Source organism: Alcaligenes faecalis (genome assembly GCF_009497775.1).
Taxonomy (GTDB): Bacteria; Pseudomonadota; Gammaproteobacteria; order Burkholderiales; family Burkholderiaceae_B; genus Alcaligenes; species Alcaligenes faecalis_D.
In genome coordinates, this window is record NZ_CP031012.1 from 934233 (window position 1) to 950418 (window position 16186).

The window sequence follows — 16186 nt, forward strand, 5'->3', positions numbered from 1 at the left end:
TAAGAAGAAACTCTGAAAAACGTAGCCATTGCTCGTTCAGCCTAGGGGAAAGTCGGTCTGAACGTCTGGGCTGGGCCGGAGCCGGTGTTTTTTACAGGGCAGGGTTGGCAAAACAGTTGTGTCGCTGTTTGAGCTGCGTTTGAATTTTGCCCAGTTTCGTTTTTATTTGAAATATATGCGCGGGTCCCACGACTACACTGCTTTTATTTATAAGGGATTTGCCATGAAAAACGACAAGCATTCCTTGGAAAAAGATCCGCTCTCTTCTGCTTCTTCTTCTGCTGCATGCAGGCAGGAGGACCCCCCGTTGGTCAAGCCGTGCAAGCCAGATTCGGTAGACAGTTTTTTTGATCGCTTTGCCAAGGCGGTGACACGCTTTGCCGGCTCCCCCATCATGTTTTCCGTTGCTGTTTTAGCGGTGCTGGTGTGGGCCTTGTCCGGGCCGTATTTTAATTATTCGGAAACCTGGCAATTAATTATTAATACTGGCACGACTATTATTACTTTCTTGATGGTTTTTTTAATTCAGCAAAATCAAAATAAAGATAGCAAGGCATTGCATATAAAGCTTGATGAGTTAATTATTTCACTGACAGATGCCAATGAGCGTTTGATTGATGTTGAAGAGCTGGATGAAAAGCAGCTTAAAAAACTGGAGGCCTATTATTCCTCCATTGCTTTGAAAGCTCGCCGACGTTTGGACGGCGGGGAATAAAGAAAAGGGCCTTGCGGCCCTTTTTTTATAGCAATTTGCTGCGTTGCTGCTCGGCTCGCGAGGCTCCGATTGGCGTTTCGACTTGCTTTTGCTCTTCTGGGGGTGGCAGTACCGCAGGAAAGCCCAGGGACTGAATCCACAGTTCGCGAGACCAGCCCTGAGTGTGGTAGAGATGATGGCCTTCATCGGGAGCGACGGCATCGTGCGCCTGCTTGAGCAGCGTCGCCAGCTTTTTGTCTTTGCTCTGCTCGCCAACTAGGCCAATCAACTGCCAGTTCAGATGATCTTTGGTTTCGGCCAGAATCACGCATTCGGACGCCACCAGCTCAGCGGCTTTCGGGTCCCCAGCCTGTTTAGCCAGATCCATCGCCTTGACCAGTGCCGAGGCGATTTGTTTCAGCACTTGTCGGCCGGGTGTTTGTTTGGCGGGGTCCAGTGCCAGCTCCTCAAAGATACTTTTCAGCACCTGTTGATGTGTCAGCGTTTCTTCCAGGTAGCCTTCCCATTCTTTCTTTAGATCCGCGTTCTTGGCACAGGAAATGGCTGCTTTATAGACTTGCTCCCCGCCCAATTCGGTTTCCAGGGCTTGATACAAGAGTTCATGCAGCTGCTCGGTGTTGGCTTTATGTAATGTCATTGTTCGCTCCAGTCCATAGGTTGAGGGGTAGAACCATCACCATAAATGCTGGAGCACACACAGATTATTCGATTTGATGAGGAGTGATACGGGCTGTGAATGGCGTAAGGCCAGGGTAACAATATGCCTGGGCAGGGCTTGAAAAGGGTTATTGGAGCTGGCCTAGCAAACCGTCTGCGTGCCTGTGGTAGGATTGTGCGCTTTATCGCAGCTTCGATGCGGGCCGGGGGCCCTCTCGTCAGGCTTGCCATTCCATTTTTGAACGCATCGTCTTGTCGGGCTGAACCGCGTTCAGCGCCAGGCTGATGCACCGCAGCAGGTTAGTCATGACACTCCAAGGTTGGAAACGCCGCGTTTTTTACGTGGGTTTGTTCGAGTTTTTTGCCATTGTTTTTTCTTCGTTTCTGCTGGCGTATTTTGCCGGTGGAGAAGCCTCGGAATCTGCGCCTATTGCAGTAGCGATCTCGGTGATTGCGATTGTCTGGAACTATGTGTTCAACACGGCGTTCGAGCATTGGGAGTCCCGCCAGGCCGTCAAAGGCCGCAGTCTGTTGCGTCGCAGTGTGCATGCGATCAGCTTTGAGGCCGGCCTGGTGATTGCCATCGTGCCTTTGTATATGTGGTGGTATCAGGTCGGTTTGCTGGAAGCGCTGCGTATGGAAGTGGCCATTCTGGTGTTCTTCCTGATTTACTCGTTTATCTTCAGCTGGACCTTTGATCGGGTGTTTGGCTTGCCGGCCAGCGCGGCCTGAACTCCATCGCCCAATAAAAAAGCCGCGTCATGCGGCTTTTTTGTTTCTGCTGAATTGACTCTATCCCCCCACCTGAGCCTCCCGACGCGCCTGGCAGATGCGCCCATGATGTACGTCCGCCCATTTCACCAGTTCCCGCATGGGCACCAGAAAGGACTGCCCCAATTCGGTCAGCGTGTATTCCACGCGCGGCGGCACTTCTGCGTACAAGGTCCGTTGTACAAATCCATCAGTTTCCAGCCGCTTGAGGGTGCGCGAGAGCATTTGGCGGGAAATATCGCCGATTTCCCGACCCAGCTCGTTAAAGCGCATAGTGCCCGGCGCCAGGGATTCCAGGATCAGCAGGCTCCATTGGTCGCCAATTCGATCTAGTACATCCCGGATGGGACAGGGTTGCTCAAATTCTTCCTGTATGGGGCTGGAAGCCAGTGTGGCTGCGCTTGTCGAGGGCATGGCGAGTTGCTTTCCTGTGTTCAATAGTCACTTCCGTGTGACCTGGTATGGCCTGCGTGACTTCTTGTGGACTGTGAAAAAACTGTCTAGCATCACGCTTAATGGTCTACTTTATAGACCAGGTCTTTATTTGAGCACACAAGGAGCTGTTATGTCTCGTATTGCATTGATAGGTGCTTCTGGCGAAGTCGGTTCGCGCCTTTTGAAAGAACTCTCGGATCGCGGTCATACGGTGACAGCGATTGCTCGCCATACTGAAAAAATTGCCAGCCTGCCCAATGTCACGGCTGTTCAGGGTGACGTGAATGATCTGGACGGTTTGATTGCGCTGTTGAAAGGGCACGATATTGCGATCAGCGCGGTGCGTTTTGCGTCGTCCGATCCTTCCAAGCTGATCACGGCCGTTCGTGCTGCCGGTGTGACGCGCTATCTGGTTGTGGGTGGTGCAGCTAGCCTGGAAGTGGCTCCCGGCCAGCGATTGATTGATCAGCCTGCCTTCCCAGACGCTTACCGTACCGAGGCTCTGGGTGGCATTGCCTTTCTGGATCAGCTGCGTCAGGAGAAAGAGCTGGATTGGACTTTTCTGTCGCCTTCGGCAGAGTTTGGTCCCGGTCAGCGCACGGGCAAATTTCGTATCGGCAAAGACAGCCTTTTGGTCTCCGACCAGGGCAGCAAGATTTCTTATGAGGATTACGCCATCGCTTTGGTTGACGAGATTGAACGTCCTGCCCATTCGCGCCAGCGCTTCACCGTAGGTTATTGAACAAGGAGTGGGACTGATGAAAGGTTTAATCCGATGGGTATCTCCAGTGTTATTAGCGGGCTCTTTCTTGTTGAGCACAAATGCAGTGTTGGCTGCCAATTCGCAGACTCGTGATGTGGCTCAGGAAGAAAGCAATCGCAAGCTAGTGGTCGATTTTTACGACAGCTTCTTCAACAAGCAGCAGGTGCAGGAAGCGGCAGCAGTCGTGGCCGAGGACTATATCCAGCACAATCCGGAAGTGCCGGATGGAAAGGCGCCTTTTGTGGGTTATTTTGGTGGTTATTTCAAAGAGAACCCGGAGTCTCGTGCGCGGATTGTGCGTAGTGCCGCAGACGGGGATCTGGTCTATCTGCATGTGCATTCGACCAATGGCAACGCCGATCGCGGACAGGCGGTAATTGATATTTTCCGGGTGCAAGACGGCAAGATTGTGGAGCATTGGGATGTGATTCAGGCTGTGCCGGAGCAGGCTGCCAATAGCAACACTATGTTCTAAGGACACTAGTTTGGGGTGGATGTTGAGCCCCGGTGCAAAGAGGATGTATGTGTACCAGAAATAAAAGACCCGCCATCACTGGCGGGTCTTTTTGTTGCTGGGGTAGTTAAACGGAATTCTTGCCGGGGCAACCGTTTTTGTTTTTGCTTTGCGGTGTTTCGATTTAGAGTCGTCTAAGCCGCTTGCATCTTGATCTTGGCTTCGCGTATCGGCAGATTGACAATGGCAGCCAGTACAGCCAGCACAATATCCGCCCACCACATCCAGCTGTAGTCACCAAAACGAGTCAGGGCAATACCACCCAGCCATGCGCCCAGAAACCCGCCGATCTGGTGCGAGAACAAGGCCAGACCGAACAGGGTTGCCAGATAGCGCGTACCAAACAGCTTGGCGACGATATTGGCGGTAGGCGGCACGGTAGCCAACCAAGTCAGACCCAGGCCGATGGCAAAGATGTAAAACACCAGATCGGTTTTAGGCATCATCAAGTACCACAGGATCAGCACGGCGCGCGAGGCATACATCAACGCCAGCACGTACTTGCTGCGCCAGCGGGCAATGCAGGAACCGGCGGCAATACTGCCAAAGATATTGGCCAGGCCGATCAAGGCCAACGACCAGCTTGCTACCGACGGTGGCAGACCGCACAGGTCAATTTCCCCCGGCAGGTGGGTGACCAGAAAGGCAATGTGAAAACCGCAGGTGAAAAAGCCCAGGCTCAGCAGCAAGTAGCTGCGATCCTTCATGGCGCTTTTCAGTGTCTCGGCCAGACCTGGACCGCTGGCAACCGGAGACGGGGTGGGGGCAGCCGCGGCTTTTTGGGACTTGTCGCCTGGGCTCAGTTTACGGATCAGGGGCAGGGTCAGCAGGGCGGTCAGGGCCAGGACCCAAAAGGTCGACATCCAGCCTACCCAGCCAATTAGCTTTTGCACGACCGGGGCAAAGACAAACTGCCCGAAGGAGCCGCCTGCATTGATCAGGCCCGAGGCCTGACCACGTGCGTGATCAGGAATACGCTGGGCGGCAGCGCCAATCAAGGTGGAGAAACTGGCTGCACCCGAGCCGATATTGGCCAACAGTCCCAGGGTCAAGGTCAGACCCAGGCCAGTGCCAATAAATGGAGTGACGGCGCAGCCCAGTGCCAGAATCAGGAGGCCCGCGATCAGAACCCGGTCCGGGCCCCAGCGGTCGGAACAGGCACCGGCAATAGGCTGGATCGCACCCCAGGCCAGTTGGCCCACGGCCATGGCAAAGCTGATGGACATGATGCCCATGCCGGTTGCTTTATCAATGGGGCCGACGAACAGGCCAAAGGATTGGCGTATCCCCATGGTGACCATCAGGATGCCAGCAGCAGCCAAAGTCACCGTCATCACGGCGGGCTGGCGCAAGGATTGAAACATGGGGTCCCCTCTTATTATTCAGGTTTGAATTATCTGGCGAAATGCCAAGGAGGTGCAATCACCTTGGCTGACGAAAAGCGATTGGGTGGACAGTGTTGTAGAGCGCCGTGATCCAGCTCCAGTTCTAGTTCCAGCTGCGGGAGGGAGGAGGAGGAGGAGGTGGTGGTGGTGGTGGTGGTGGTGGTGGTGGTGGTGGTGGTGGTGGTGGTGGTGGGCTGAGCGTGGCAGGAAGTGCAGGGTGCAGAACCAGACTGTTTATTGCGGCGTTTGATGGTTCAAGCAAGCGAGGGGCATAAAAAAAGACGGGCTAATAGCTCCGTCTTTTTTGTATTTGCTGCTCAATAAGATCAGCCTTTTTAAGCTCAACCTTTTTCCAGACCCGCTTGTACTGGTCGTGCCCCCAGCTTGTCGATCAGAACCTGGGGGTTGATACCCAGCAAATAGCCGCGTCGGCCACCATTGATGTAAATGGTGTCGAACTCCAGCAGTTCTTCTTCCAGCCACACAGGCATGGCCTTGCGGGTGGCAAAGGGCGAGGTACCGCCAACCATATAACCGGAATGGCGCTGGGCCACATCCGGTTTGCAGGGCGCGATCTTTTTCGCGCCGGTTTGACGGGCCAGATTCTTGGTAGAGACTTCACGGTCGCCGTGCATCACGATGACCAAGGGCTTGGCGTTTTCATCTTCCATGATCAGGGTCTTGGCCACCCGGTGCAGGTCCAGACCCAACTGGGCCGCTGCTTCCATGGCTCCGCCATGATCGACATAGTTGTAGCTATGCTCGGTAAAGGAAATGCCATTTTTACGTAGCCATTGCGTGGCCGGTGTTTCGCTAACGTGTTTTTCTTTAGCCATATCTTGGTAGGGCGCTCAGGCGCGTGGATGATGGGCTGCGTGCAAGGCTTTCAAGCGCTCACGTGCCACATGAGTATAAATCTGGGTCGTGGAAATGTCGGCGTGTCCCAGGAGCATCTGCACCACGCGCAAGTCGGCGCCGTGATTGAGCAAATGGGTCGCAAAAGCATGGCGCAAAACGTGCGGGGACAAGGGGGCCAGAATCCCGGCCTGCAGCGCATATTTCTTGACGATCAGCCAGAAGGACTGGCGGCTCATGCAGGTGCCACGCCCCGTAATAAAGACAAAGTCACTGCGGCGCTGGCCCAGCAGGGCAGGGCGGGATTCCTGCATATAGCGCTCGATCCAGTGCAGGGCTTCCTGCCCCAAGGGCACCAGCCTGTCCTTGCCGCCCTTGCCCTGGTCGATGCGCAGTACGCCATCGCTCAGGCTCAGGTTTTGCAGGGGCAGTTCAGTCAGCTCCGTGACGCGCAAACCGCTGGCATACAGGGTTTCCAGCATGCAGCGATCGCGCAGTCCCAAAGGATTATGGATGTCCGGTGCGGCCAGCAGGCGTTCAACCTGCTCTTCAGACAAGGTGTGCGGGATACGCGGGGCTTGTCGGGCGCTGCTCAAGTCCAGACAGGGGTCGTCCTGCCGCATGCCTTCTTGCACTGTCCAATCGTAAAAGCGGCGCAAGGTGGCCAGTCTGCGGTTGGCCGTGCTGGCCTTGCTCTGGTCGGCCTGGCTGGCCATCCATTCGCGCAAATCACTGGCTTCCAGTTGCTCCAGTGCTTTGCCTTCGCGTTCTTGCTGTGCCCATTCCTCCAGGCGCTCCAGGTCCTGCCGATACGCTTGCTGCGTGTTGGCGGACAGGCCGTCTTGCAACCAGAGCATGGTGATGAAATCGGAAATCAGACTGGCTTGCGTCATGGGGATGAAAGAGTCGTAAAGCGGGGCGGTCAGCGAGCTTTTGGGAGCCGGAATGAAGCGGGAAAGCCATCATGCTATCACTCCGGGGTGATGACCTTCATTCAGTGGATGGGTAGATTTACGCTATATACCTATATATATTTCCTGATTATACTAATTCGTTACACCCGTCCCGGAGGAGAAAACAATGTTCAAACGCGTCGTATCGGTAGCCGCCTTATCCCTGTTTCTGCAAAGTACAGCACAAGCTGATGAGTTGGTTGTGGCCGCGGCTGCCAGCCTGACCAATGCTTTCAAGGAACTGGCAGGCCAGTTTGAGGCAGAGCACCCCGGCACCAAGGTGCTGACCAGCTTCGCCGCATCGGATGTATTGCTGCAGCAGATCGTCAATGGTGCTCCGGTGGATGTGTTTGCCTCGGCCGACCAGAAAGCCATGAACAAGGCGGAAGAAGCCAAGGCTGTGGATCCTGCTACCCGCAAGAATTTTGTACAGAATCAGGTTGTGCTGATTGTGCCGACTGATAACCCCGCCAAAGTGAGCAACGCTGGCGATCTGGGCAAGGCAGAAGTCAAACGCGTGGCTTTGGGTAACCCGGCTGTTGTGCCTGTAGGCCGCTACACCCAGGCTGCTCTGGAAAAGGCCGGTCAGTGGGACGCAGTCAAACAACGCGAAATTCTGGGGCAAAACGTGCGCCAGGTGCTGGATTACGTTGCCCGCGGTGAAGTGGAAGCCGGTTTCGTGTTCGCTACCGACGCGGCCATCATGAAAGACAAGGTGGAAGTGCTGGAAGTGCTCAAGACCACGGAACCTGTCACTTACCCCATCGCCCTGGTGCAGCGCGAAGGCCGTAATGACAAGGCTCAGGCCTTCCAGGATTTCGTCATGTCCGAATCCGGGCAGCAAGTGCTGGCAAAATACGGTTTTGCCAAGCCTTGATAGGATTTTGATAGACGGATGACTTCACTTTGGATTCCCCTGTGGTTATCGCTCAAGGTCGCCGGTTGGGCGACCTTGTTCGCCTGTGTGCTGGGTATAGGGGTGGCCTATGCCTTGTCACGCTGGCAGTCGCGTTGGTGTGACCTGCTTGATTCCATCCTGACCTTGCCCATGGTCTTGCCGCCTACCGTTATCGGCTATTACCTGCTGGTCTTGCTGGGTCGACGCAGTACCTTTGGGCAATGGCTCTCCAGTATGGGGATTGAACTGGTCTTTACTTGGCAGGGCGCGGTGATTGCCGCGACTGTCGTAGCTTTTCCCATGATTTTGAAGGCCGCGCGTGCGGCTTTTGAGGATGTGGACCCCCGTCTGGAAAATGCCGCCAGCGTGCTGGGCCTGAAACCTTTGGCCATTTTCTTTCGTGTCAGCCTGCCTTTGGCTGCGCGTGGCATCATGGCCGGTGTTTTGCTGGCCTTTGCCCGCGCCCTGGGCGAGTTTGGCGCGACCTTGATGATTGCTGGCAGCATACCGGGGCGCACCCAGACCATGTCCATCGCCATTTACGAGGCGGTGCAGGCGGGCGAGGATCAGCAGGCTTTAGTGCTAGTCGCCATTATTTCGATTACTTGTGTGCTGGTCTTGTGGAGTACCAGTGCTTTGTCACCCCGTCACGTACGCCGCAAAAGAGGGATGCAATGAGCCTGAATGTACAGATTCAACGCACAGTGGTCAGCGAGGCCCGTCATTTCGACTTGAATATTCAGATTCAAACTGAAGCCCGTCATATTGCCTTGTACGGGCCTTCGGGCTCGGGCAAGTCCCTGACGGTGCAAAGCGTGGCGGGCTTGTTACGGCCCGATCATGGTCGTATTCAGATTGGCGATCAGGTCTACTTTGATTCTGAAAAAGGCATCAACCTGAAGCCGCGCGAGCGTCGGGTGGCCTATCTGTTTCAGGACTACGGTCTGTTCCCGCATCTGACAGCGGCACAGAATATTTGCTTTGGTTTGAATACAGGCTTGTTCAACCGCTCCGTGCGGGACATGCCTGCAGCTGCCCAGCGTTGGGTAGAAGCGTTTCAGCTGGAGTCGGTATTGAGCAGCTACCCCGCCCAATTGTCGGGCGGGCAAAAGCAGCGTTGTGCCTTGGCGCGAGCCTTGGCTATTCAACCTCAACTGCTCTTGCTGGATGAGCCTTTGGCGGCCCTGGATCAGGATTTGCGTGCTCGTTTGCGGGCTGAACTGGCTCAGTTGCAAAGCCAGATCGATATTCCCACCATCTTGATCACACACGATCCCGAAGATGCCAGGGCCTTAGCCCAAGAGGTCTATCGTATTCGCGAGGGGCGCATCATTGAATGCTGTACCAGCGCGGATCTGGAAGTCCTTACAGCGTAGCGATCATCACGCTGGATGCCTTGAACAGCGCATAGGCGGACTGGCCTGCTTCCAGGTGCAAGCGCTGTGTGCTGTCCAGGGTGATGCTGGCGGTTACTGTCAGGCCCTGTGGTAGTTCCAGGCGTACTTCTGCATTGACGGCACCGGTAATGACGTCCGTAATGGTGCCGGGTAGCTGATTGCGAGCGGATAGAGAGTTGCGGGTGTCGCCCGTGCCAATCATGATCGAGGACGCTTTCAGAAAGGCCAGAACCTTCTGCCCTTCACGCAGGCCCAGGTTTTCTGTGCTTTCCCGTGTAATCGAAGCAACAACGGTTTGGCCTTGGCCAATATCCACATGAATTTCGTCATTGACGGCGCCGGTCTTGATCGTGGTAACGATGCCGGGCAGTTGGTTGCGAGCCGAAGTTTGCATGATCATGGTTTGGAGTAACTCCATTTGAGTCGCCACGGAAGGCATTAAACGACCAATACGGCTCATGAAGCGTTGATGCAGCCGGTCGTAGGTTTGATACAGCTCCAGCAGTTCGATGGCTTTGGGCGTTAGGGTGGCACCGCCACCACGATGACCGCCCGTACTGCGCAGCACCAGAGGTTCGCCCGCCATATTGTTCATGATGTCGATGGCGTCCCAGGCCGCCTTGTAGCTGATGCCAATATGACGGGCAGCGGCAGAGATCGAACCCTGCTCGGCAATGGCCGCCAGCAAGGCCATACGGCGGGCGCTGCCCCAGGTATGGTCGCCAGTACGCAGCGACAGGCTGCCGGTTAATTCGGTATTGGGAGTGTTTGAACTAGACATGGTGATAAGTGTAAGGGCGGGAGCAAACTAGGGATAGAGCGCCGGTACAATGGCCGGATCAGCGCTGCTGGCCGTTCTGTTTTCTTGCAACCTTAACTGGTTTTTTCTATGTACGACACCCCTGCTGTTTCCATGGCTCAATTGCAGGAGCTCAATAGTGCCGAGACGGTTGTCCTGACCGTGAACAAGCGCTATGCGCGCCGCCTGCTGGGACATTTGTCGGCCCGTCTGGCCGGAGCAGGCGGGACGGTGGCCGTGCCGGAAATCGTGCCCTTGGGCGCGTGGTTGGCACAGGCCAGCGATCAGCTCTGTTTTTCCGAACAGTGGCAACCGGCCGCGCACCAGATGGATCGTTTCGCCGCCTTGCAGCGTTGGGAACACAGCATCGAGCAGTGCGAGGAAGAGGGCTATTTTCTGGATGTAGGCCAGGCGGCGCGTCTGGCTTGTGAAGCCGATACCTTGCTGGATGAATGGAGTATCGAGCTGAAACCCGGTGAAGCCAGTGTGGATTTCGAGCGCTTCATGCAATGGCGCTCTCATTATCGGCAAAGCCTGGAGCAGGCAGACCTGGATGACGCGAATCTGGCTGCCGAGCGCGTGCTGAAAGCGGTGCAGGCTGGAGCCTTGCACATACGTCATCGCCATATGGTGCTGCATGGTTTTCACGAATATTCGCCGCGTCTGCAAAGCCTCTTGAGTGGTTTGCAGGATATGGGGGTAGAGATTCTGCAGCTGCAGCATGAAGAGGCCCTGGCGACTGAGGTACATCGAGTACAGGCGCAGGATGCGGATACGGAATGGCGCTTGGCCGTGCAATGGGCGCGTCGTCAATTGGACGAGGACCCGAATCGCACGGTAGCCATTGTGGCGGCGCAGCTGGAAACACAATTGCCGCTGGTGCATCGTCTCTTGCGGCAGGCCATGCACACGGATCAAGGCGCTTTGCCCTATAACGTGGCAGCGGCCCGATCCTTGGCTGAATGGCCGGTAGTTGAAGCTGCCCTGGCCTGGTTGAAAGCCTTGTTTACGCTGGCGACCAAGGGGCAGGCCGAGCCGGCCATGCTGGGCGAAGCCTTGCGTTTCGGGGCATGTCAGGCCGAGCAGTCCGAAGCGGGTGGCCGTGCCCGTATTGACAAGGCTTGGCGCGACAATCGCATCACGCAAGTGAGCCGTAAAGAATTTGCCGACATGCTCAGCTTCCACACGCCCGAACTGGCTCTGGCCTGGGGCAAGGCGGTGGAGCGCTTCGAGTCCGTGTCGTCAGGCGCTCAAGGGGTGGATACCTGGGCGTCGGTCATGCGCCAATGTCTGGAAGCCTTGGGCTTTCCGGGAACCAACCGTCTGGACAGTGCCCAGTTTCAAACCTTGGAAGCCTTGGAAGCCTTGCTGCTGCAACTGGCACAGCAAGCGCCTGTCCTGGGGCGTATCAGTGCCTTGAGGGCGCAAAGCGCTCTGGCTCGCATGGCCCGTGAAAATCTGTTCCAGCCACAACGAGACCCGCGTTCCCGTCTGGACGTGCTGGGTTTTCTGGAAGCGGAAGGTGGGCGCTGGGATGCTGTATGGGTGCTGGGCCTGACTGACGATATTTTGCCCGCCGCCGTCAAACCGAATCCCTTGATTCCTGCCCAGGTGCTGCGCCGGGTGCAAGCTCCCCGCAGCACGCCAGAGCGGGAGCTGGAATGGGCGCGCTGGATGTTGAGCGCCTTGCTGCGCTGTGGCAATCAGGTTTTGCTAAGCGCACCTTTGCATCAAGGCGAACAGGAACTAAGACCCAGTCCCTTGATTGCCCAGTGGCCTGTGTTGGAAATGCCGTGGGCGGTGCAGGCAGAGCAGGCCGTCGCACAGGAAGCCCTGCTGGACGAGCAAGGTCCCAGCCTGAAGCTGGAAGAGCGTATACGCGGCGGGATCAGTGTGCTGGATACGCAGGCTCGCAATCCCTTGTGGGCTTTTGTGAAGTTCCGCCTGCATGGTCAGGCCTTGCCCGATTACGCCCGTGTCGGCGATATGAATACACGTGGGATGTTCCTGCACCGCGCCGTCGAATTGTTCTGGCTGCGTGTGAAGGATCAGGACAGCCTGCATGAGCTGATTGGCGAGGATTCGCTGCTGGATGTGGTGCAAGCATGTATCGAACAGGCCGCTCAGGAAGAGCTGGCCGATTACGGCCCGGTGTTGCGCAGCCTGGAAATGGAGCGCGGTCTGGTGGTCCTGAATGAGTACGCTCATCAGGAAGCCCAGCGTCCGCCATTTGCGCTGGGGGCGACGGAGCACGAGTTGAGCTGGAACCGTGGCTTGTTGCGCCTGAACCTGCGTCTGGACCGTCTGGATGATCTGGCCGATGGCGAGCAATTGCTGCTGGATTACAAAACCGGCATAGGCGAGCTGCGGCCTGATAAAGACTGGCTGCGACCCAGGCCCGTGAATCTGCAATTGCCGTTTTATGCTGCCGCCTTGCAGGATCAAGGCCGTAGCGTCAGTGGCTTGGCCTTTGTGCGCTTGCATGCCCGTCAGGTGGGCCTAAGCGGCTTGGCCGCACCCGGTATGGATATTGAGGGCCTGACCGAACTGGAAAGCGCCCAGCAGTGGACCGCACAAATCGTGCAGTGGAAACAGGCGGTAGAAGGCTTGGCGGATGAGTTCCTGCAAGGGCAGGCGGCCAACCAGATCTGGAACCGCAACGATTTGCTGTATTGCGATGTTTTGCCCTTTTTACGTTTGTTCCAGGAAGACCTCCAAGACAATGGAGGAGAGGTGTAATGCTGACAGTCCCTAGCGATAGCCCCGCCCGTGCACGGGCACTGGACCCCGAGTCCTCCTTTCTGGTGCAAGCCCCAGCCGGCTCCGGCAAGACGGAACTGCTGACTGACCGGATTCTGGCCTTGCTGGCTCGCGTGCAGCGGCCAGAAGAAATTGTGGCCATTACCTTCACCCGTAAAGCCGCGGCTGAAATGCATGCGCGTGTGCTGGAGAAGTTGGCCGCTGCCAATCAGGAACGTCCTGCCGAGCCTTATCGGGTACGTAGTTGGGAGCTGGCGCGCGCGGCCATGCAGCGTAATCACGAACAGCAGTGGGATTTGCTGGCCTATCCGGCACGCTTGAGTATCCGTACCATCGATTCCTTGTGTGCTCACCTGGTGCGTGCCATGCCCTGGATTACGGGGTTGGGTGGGGTGCCCGCTATTACCGATAAGGCACAGGAGCATTACGAAGCGGCGGCCTGGGCCACGCTGGAGATGGCAGAAAGCGTGCCCAGCGTGGCGCGCTTTCTGGAGCATATGGATGTGAACCTGCTGCAGGCGCAAGCTCTGTTGGCCGGTATGTTGGCCAGCCGCGATCAGTGGTTGCCAGCCGTGGGGCAGGGCGGTGATGTGGCCTTGCTGCAAGAGAGTTTGCGCAAGGTAGTAGAGCATCAGCTGCAACAGCTAAGCGATTCTTTGCCACCCGGCTGGGCGCGGACCTTGGCCCCCTTGGCCTGCTTTGCGGCCTCGAATCTGGAAAGCGGCGATGTGTTGGCCCTGGCGGATTGGCACGGTGACAACCTGGCCCCGGTCATGGATGATTTGCCGCGCTGGCGTGGTCTGGCAGCCTTGTTGCTGACGGATAAAGGCGATCTGCGCAAAAGCCTGACGGTGCGTAATGGCTTTCCCCCGAAAACGGCACAAAAAGAAATTCTGACCGAATGGTTGGGCAATTGTCTGGGGGCAGAACCCTGGATTGCTCGCCTGGCTAGTGCGCGCCTTTTGCCAGAGCAATATTCCGCGCAGCAGCAAGAAGTCCTGTCCAATTTGATTCAGGTTTTATGGCTGGCTGCGGCGCAATTAAAGCTGCGCTTTGCCGAGAAAGCCGAGGTCGATTTCACCGAGATTGCTCAACGTGCCCTACAAGCCCTGGGTGACGCAGACGAGCCGGGCGAGCTGCTCTTGCGCATGGACAGATCCATACGACATTTGCTGGTCGACGAGTTTCAGGACACCAGCCAATCCCAGGTGCAATTGCTGGAGCGCCTGACCAGCGGCTGGGAACCGGGTGACGGGCGCAGTCTGTTTCTGGTGGGTGACCCCATGCAGTCCATTTACCGTTTCCGCAAGGCGGAAGTGGGTTTGTTTCTGCAAGTCTGGCAAGCCCGATGCCTGGGTGAAGTGGAGCTGGAACCGCTGAACCTTAGCAATAACTTCCGGTCGCACCCGCGCTTGGTGGAGTGGGTAAACAAGGTGGGGGCGCAACTGTTTCCGGCGCGACCTGACCCGGATCTGGGCATGGTCACCTACGAACACTCGACTGCCTTCAAACCGGACATTCCCGAGTGGGCGGTGCACTTCCACCCTTCCTGGCATTTCCGGGTAGCACGGGGAGAGGATGCCGTGCCTTCGCAGCAAGCGGCTCAGGAACGTGCAGTGGAAGAGGCGGTTCAATGCGCGGCTCAAGCTCTGGAGCGTTATCAGGATAGCGAACACCCGGTGGCGATTCTGGTACGAGCCCGCTCCCACTTGCATGGTTTGGTGCGCAAGCTGGGCGAGCAGGGCATCCCGTGCCGAGCCGTAGAGCTGGAGCCCTTGCAGCAGCGCCCTGTGGTGGCGGATTTGGTGCAACTGGTCCGTGCCTTGGCCCACCCGGCAGATCGACTGGCCTGGCTGTCCGTATTGCGTTCGCCATTGATCGGCCTGCGTTTGGAGAGCCTGCATCGCCTGTGTGCCTTGCATCCTACGCAGACCTTGGCCGAGCTTACACACAATCAGGATTTTGCAGATTGGGATGCCAACGAGCGCTCCCGTCTGCTGTTTGCCTGCCAGATCTTGCTGGATAAAGGCAATCGCAGTGGCTTGATGCCTTTTGCTGCCTGGGTACAGGAATGCTGGACGCGCCTGGGCGGGCCGCAAGTCTACCCAAGTCTGGCCGATCAGGCGGATGCGGAACAAGTCTTGCGCCTGCTGGAAGAGCTGTGCCCCTACGGGCCGCCCGATCAGCAGCAATTGCAGGCCCGCGTGGAATCGCTGTACGCCACTCCGCAAGGTACGGGCAAGGCCGTGGAGGTGATGACGATTCACAAATCCAAGGGTCTGGAGTTTGAAACCGTTATCTTGTTTGGCTTGCACAAGCAGTCGGCAGCCGATTCCGAGCCCTTGATTCGTCTGGAGCACAGCGCCGAGCGCCTGATTCTGGGACCGATCAGTCACAAGGGCAGTGAGCAGCGTGACCCGGTATCGCAGTTTCTGGCGGCGCGGGAGCGTATCCGAGCCGAGCAGGAAAGCCATCGTCTTTTATACGTAGCCCTGACGCGAGCTCGTCAGGAACTGCATCTGTTTGCGGAACTGAGCATCACCCAGGACAAGGGCCTGCGTGAGCCGGATGGCCGTTCCTTGTTGAGCCGGGTCTGGCCTGTCCTGGATCAGCCGCAGGCTCCGGTGTGGCAAGCCGAGCAGGGCGGACAGCAAGAGGAGTCCGGGCAAAGTTCTGCTGCACTATTGCAGCGTGTGGTGAGCCCGCCCGCTGCAGCGCCCGAGCAGTTGCAGAGTGCCAGCCCGCAATATCAAAGCTGGCAGTGGTCCCTGGATACAACTCATGAAAAAGCCATCGGTACGGTTGCCCACGACTGGCTGGAAAAGCTGGGTCGTGAAGGTCTGGAGCAGTGGCCGGTAGAACGCTTGCGGCAAAGCCGCGCCGTGATGCGTCGCCAGTTGCAGCGGGCCGGTGTGCCCGCCACCTATCTGGATGATGCTGCCCAGTCCTTGTTTGAGGCCATTGCCGCAACTGTGCAGACCGAACGGGGCCGCTGGTTGCTGGGTGTCAGCCGCGCGTATCGGGAATGGTCCTTGCTGGACGTTAGTGGCCGGGTGTCGATTATCGACCTGGCCATTTCCCAGGAAGATCACTGGCTGGTGGTGGATTACAAGACCGGACGGCCTGCCGAGCATGAAAGTCTGGATGATTTCAAGGCCCGAATGCTGGATCGTTATGCACCGCAATTGCAGCGTTATTGTGAGCAGGTGCAGGCTCTGGATGGACGGCCCGCGCAGGCTGCGCTTTATTTCCCGAGAGCCGATCTTTGGCTGCCGTATTAATGC

15 protein-coding genes are annotated in these 16186 nt (G+C 57.0%); 9 read left to right on the top strand and 6 right to left on the bottom strand.

Annotated features, from left to right (window positions below):
• The first annotated feature begins 118 nt into the window (after positions 1-118).
• Complete coding sequence (locus DUD43_RS04270; RefSeq protein WP_322742796.1) at positions 119-715, top strand: low affinity iron permease family protein; 597 nt, start codon at positions 119-121, stop codon at positions 713-715.
• 25 nt (positions 716-740) lie between these two features.
• Here the strand turns inward: DUD43_RS04270 and DUD43_RS04275 are convergent, their stop codons facing one another.
• Positions 741-1352: a hypothetical protein gene (locus tag DUD43_RS04275; protein WP_125303644.1), complete on the bottom strand. Its 612-nt coding sequence runs from the start codon at positions 1350-1352 to the stop codon at positions 741-743.
• Between the two features lie 326 nt (positions 1353-1678).
• Between DUD43_RS04275 and DUD43_RS04280 the strand changes: the two genes are divergently transcribed.
• Entirely contained in the window at positions 1679-2104 is a 426-nt protein-coding gene (locus DUD43_RS04280; protein WP_009461311.1) for a PACE efflux transporter, read from the top strand.
• A 60-nt stretch (positions 2105-2164) separates the two neighbouring features.
• Here DUD43_RS04280 and DUD43_RS04285 read toward each other — a convergent pair whose 3' ends face one another.
• Positions 2165-2557 carry a winged helix-turn-helix transcriptional regulator gene (locus DUD43_RS04285; protein WP_153229287.1) on the bottom strand — a complete coding sequence of 131 codons (393 nt, stop codon included), beginning with the start codon at positions 2555-2557 and terminating at the stop codon, positions 2165-2167.
• Between the two features lie 151 nt (positions 2558-2708).
• Between DUD43_RS04285 and DUD43_RS04290 the strand changes: the two genes are divergently transcribed.
• Entirely contained in the window at positions 2709-3320 is a 612-nt protein-coding gene (locus DUD43_RS04290; RefSeq protein ID WP_153229288.1) for an NAD(P)-dependent oxidoreductase, read from the top strand.
• 16 nt (positions 3321-3336) lie between these two features.
• On the top strand, positions 3337-3816 hold the full coding sequence (locus DUD43_RS04295; RefSeq protein WP_153229289.1) for a nuclear transport factor 2 family protein: 480 nt from the start codon (positions 3337-3339) through the stop codon (positions 3814-3816).
• A gap of 173 nt (positions 3817-3989) precedes the next feature.
• On the opposite strand, the gene DUD43_RS04300 is transcribed toward DUD43_RS04295, so the two are convergent.
• The 3 genes from DUD43_RS04300 to xerD all read right to left on the bottom strand — a co-directional run bounded on the left by DUD43_RS04300 (position 3990) and on the right by xerD (position 6988).
• Positions 3990-5219, bottom strand: a complete 1230-nt coding sequence (locus DUD43_RS04300; protein WP_153229290.1) for an MFS transporter — start codon at positions 5217-5219, stop codon at positions 3990-3992.
• Between the two features lie 362 nt (positions 5220-5581).
• Positions 5582-6076: a Cys-tRNA(Pro) deacylase gene (gene ybaK, locus DUD43_RS04310; RefSeq protein WP_153229292.1), complete on the bottom strand. Its 495-nt coding sequence runs from the start codon at positions 6074-6076 to the stop codon at positions 5582-5584.
• 15 nt (positions 6077-6091) lie between these two features.
• Positions 6092-6988, bottom strand: a complete 897-nt coding sequence (gene xerD / locus DUD43_RS04315; protein ID WP_153229293.1) for a site-specific tyrosine recombinase XerD — start codon at positions 6986-6988, stop codon at positions 6092-6094.
• Between the two features lie 187 nt (positions 6989-7175).
• Here xerD and modA point away from each other — a divergent pair, with 187 nt between their 5' ends.
• From modA to DUD43_RS04330, 3 genes are read left to right on the top strand one after another with little or no spacing between them, the layout of a single operon-like run.
• A complete protein-coding gene (gene modA / locus DUD43_RS04320) occupies positions 7176-7925 on the top strand; it encodes a molybdate ABC transporter substrate-binding protein (protein ID WP_153229294.1) in 750 nt (249 codons plus the stop codon).
• Between the two features lie 18 nt (positions 7926-7943).
• Entirely contained in the window at positions 7944-8624 is a 681-nt protein-coding gene (gene modB / locus DUD43_RS04325) for a molybdate ABC transporter permease subunit (RefSeq protein ID WP_042483729.1), read from the top strand.
• The gene (locus tag DUD43_RS04330; RefSeq protein WP_045930992.1) at positions 8621-9322 is read left to right on the top strand and encodes a sulfate/molybdate ABC transporter ATP-binding protein; all 702 of its coding nucleotides are present in this window, start codon (positions 8621-8623) and stop codon (positions 9320-9322) included. Before modB ends, DUD43_RS04330 begins: the two co-directional genes overlap by 4 nt.
• Here DUD43_RS04330 and DUD43_RS04335 read toward each other — a convergent pair.
• Positions 9312-10124 carry a TOBE domain-containing protein gene (locus DUD43_RS04335; protein WP_042483735.1) on the bottom strand — a complete coding sequence of 271 codons (813 nt, stop codon included), beginning with the start codon at positions 10122-10124 and terminating at the stop codon, positions 9312-9314. The genes DUD43_RS04330 and DUD43_RS04335 overlap by 11 nt on opposite strands.
• 108 nt (positions 10125-10232) lie before the next feature.
• On the opposite strand from DUD43_RS04335, the gene DUD43_RS04340 reads away from it, so the two are divergent.
• Both DUD43_RS04340 and DUD43_RS04345 read left to right on the top strand, forming a co-directional pair.
• Entirely contained in the window at positions 10233-12881 is a 2649-nt protein-coding gene (locus DUD43_RS04340) for a PD-(D/E)XK nuclease family protein (protein WP_153229295.1), read from the top strand.
• Entirely contained in the window at positions 12881-16183 is a 3303-nt protein-coding gene (locus DUD43_RS04345; RefSeq protein ID WP_153229296.1) for a UvrD-helicase domain-containing protein, read from the top strand. The genes DUD43_RS04340 and DUD43_RS04345 overlap by 1 nt, the downstream gene beginning before the upstream one ends.
• Positions 16184-16186: the final 3 nt, after the last annotated feature.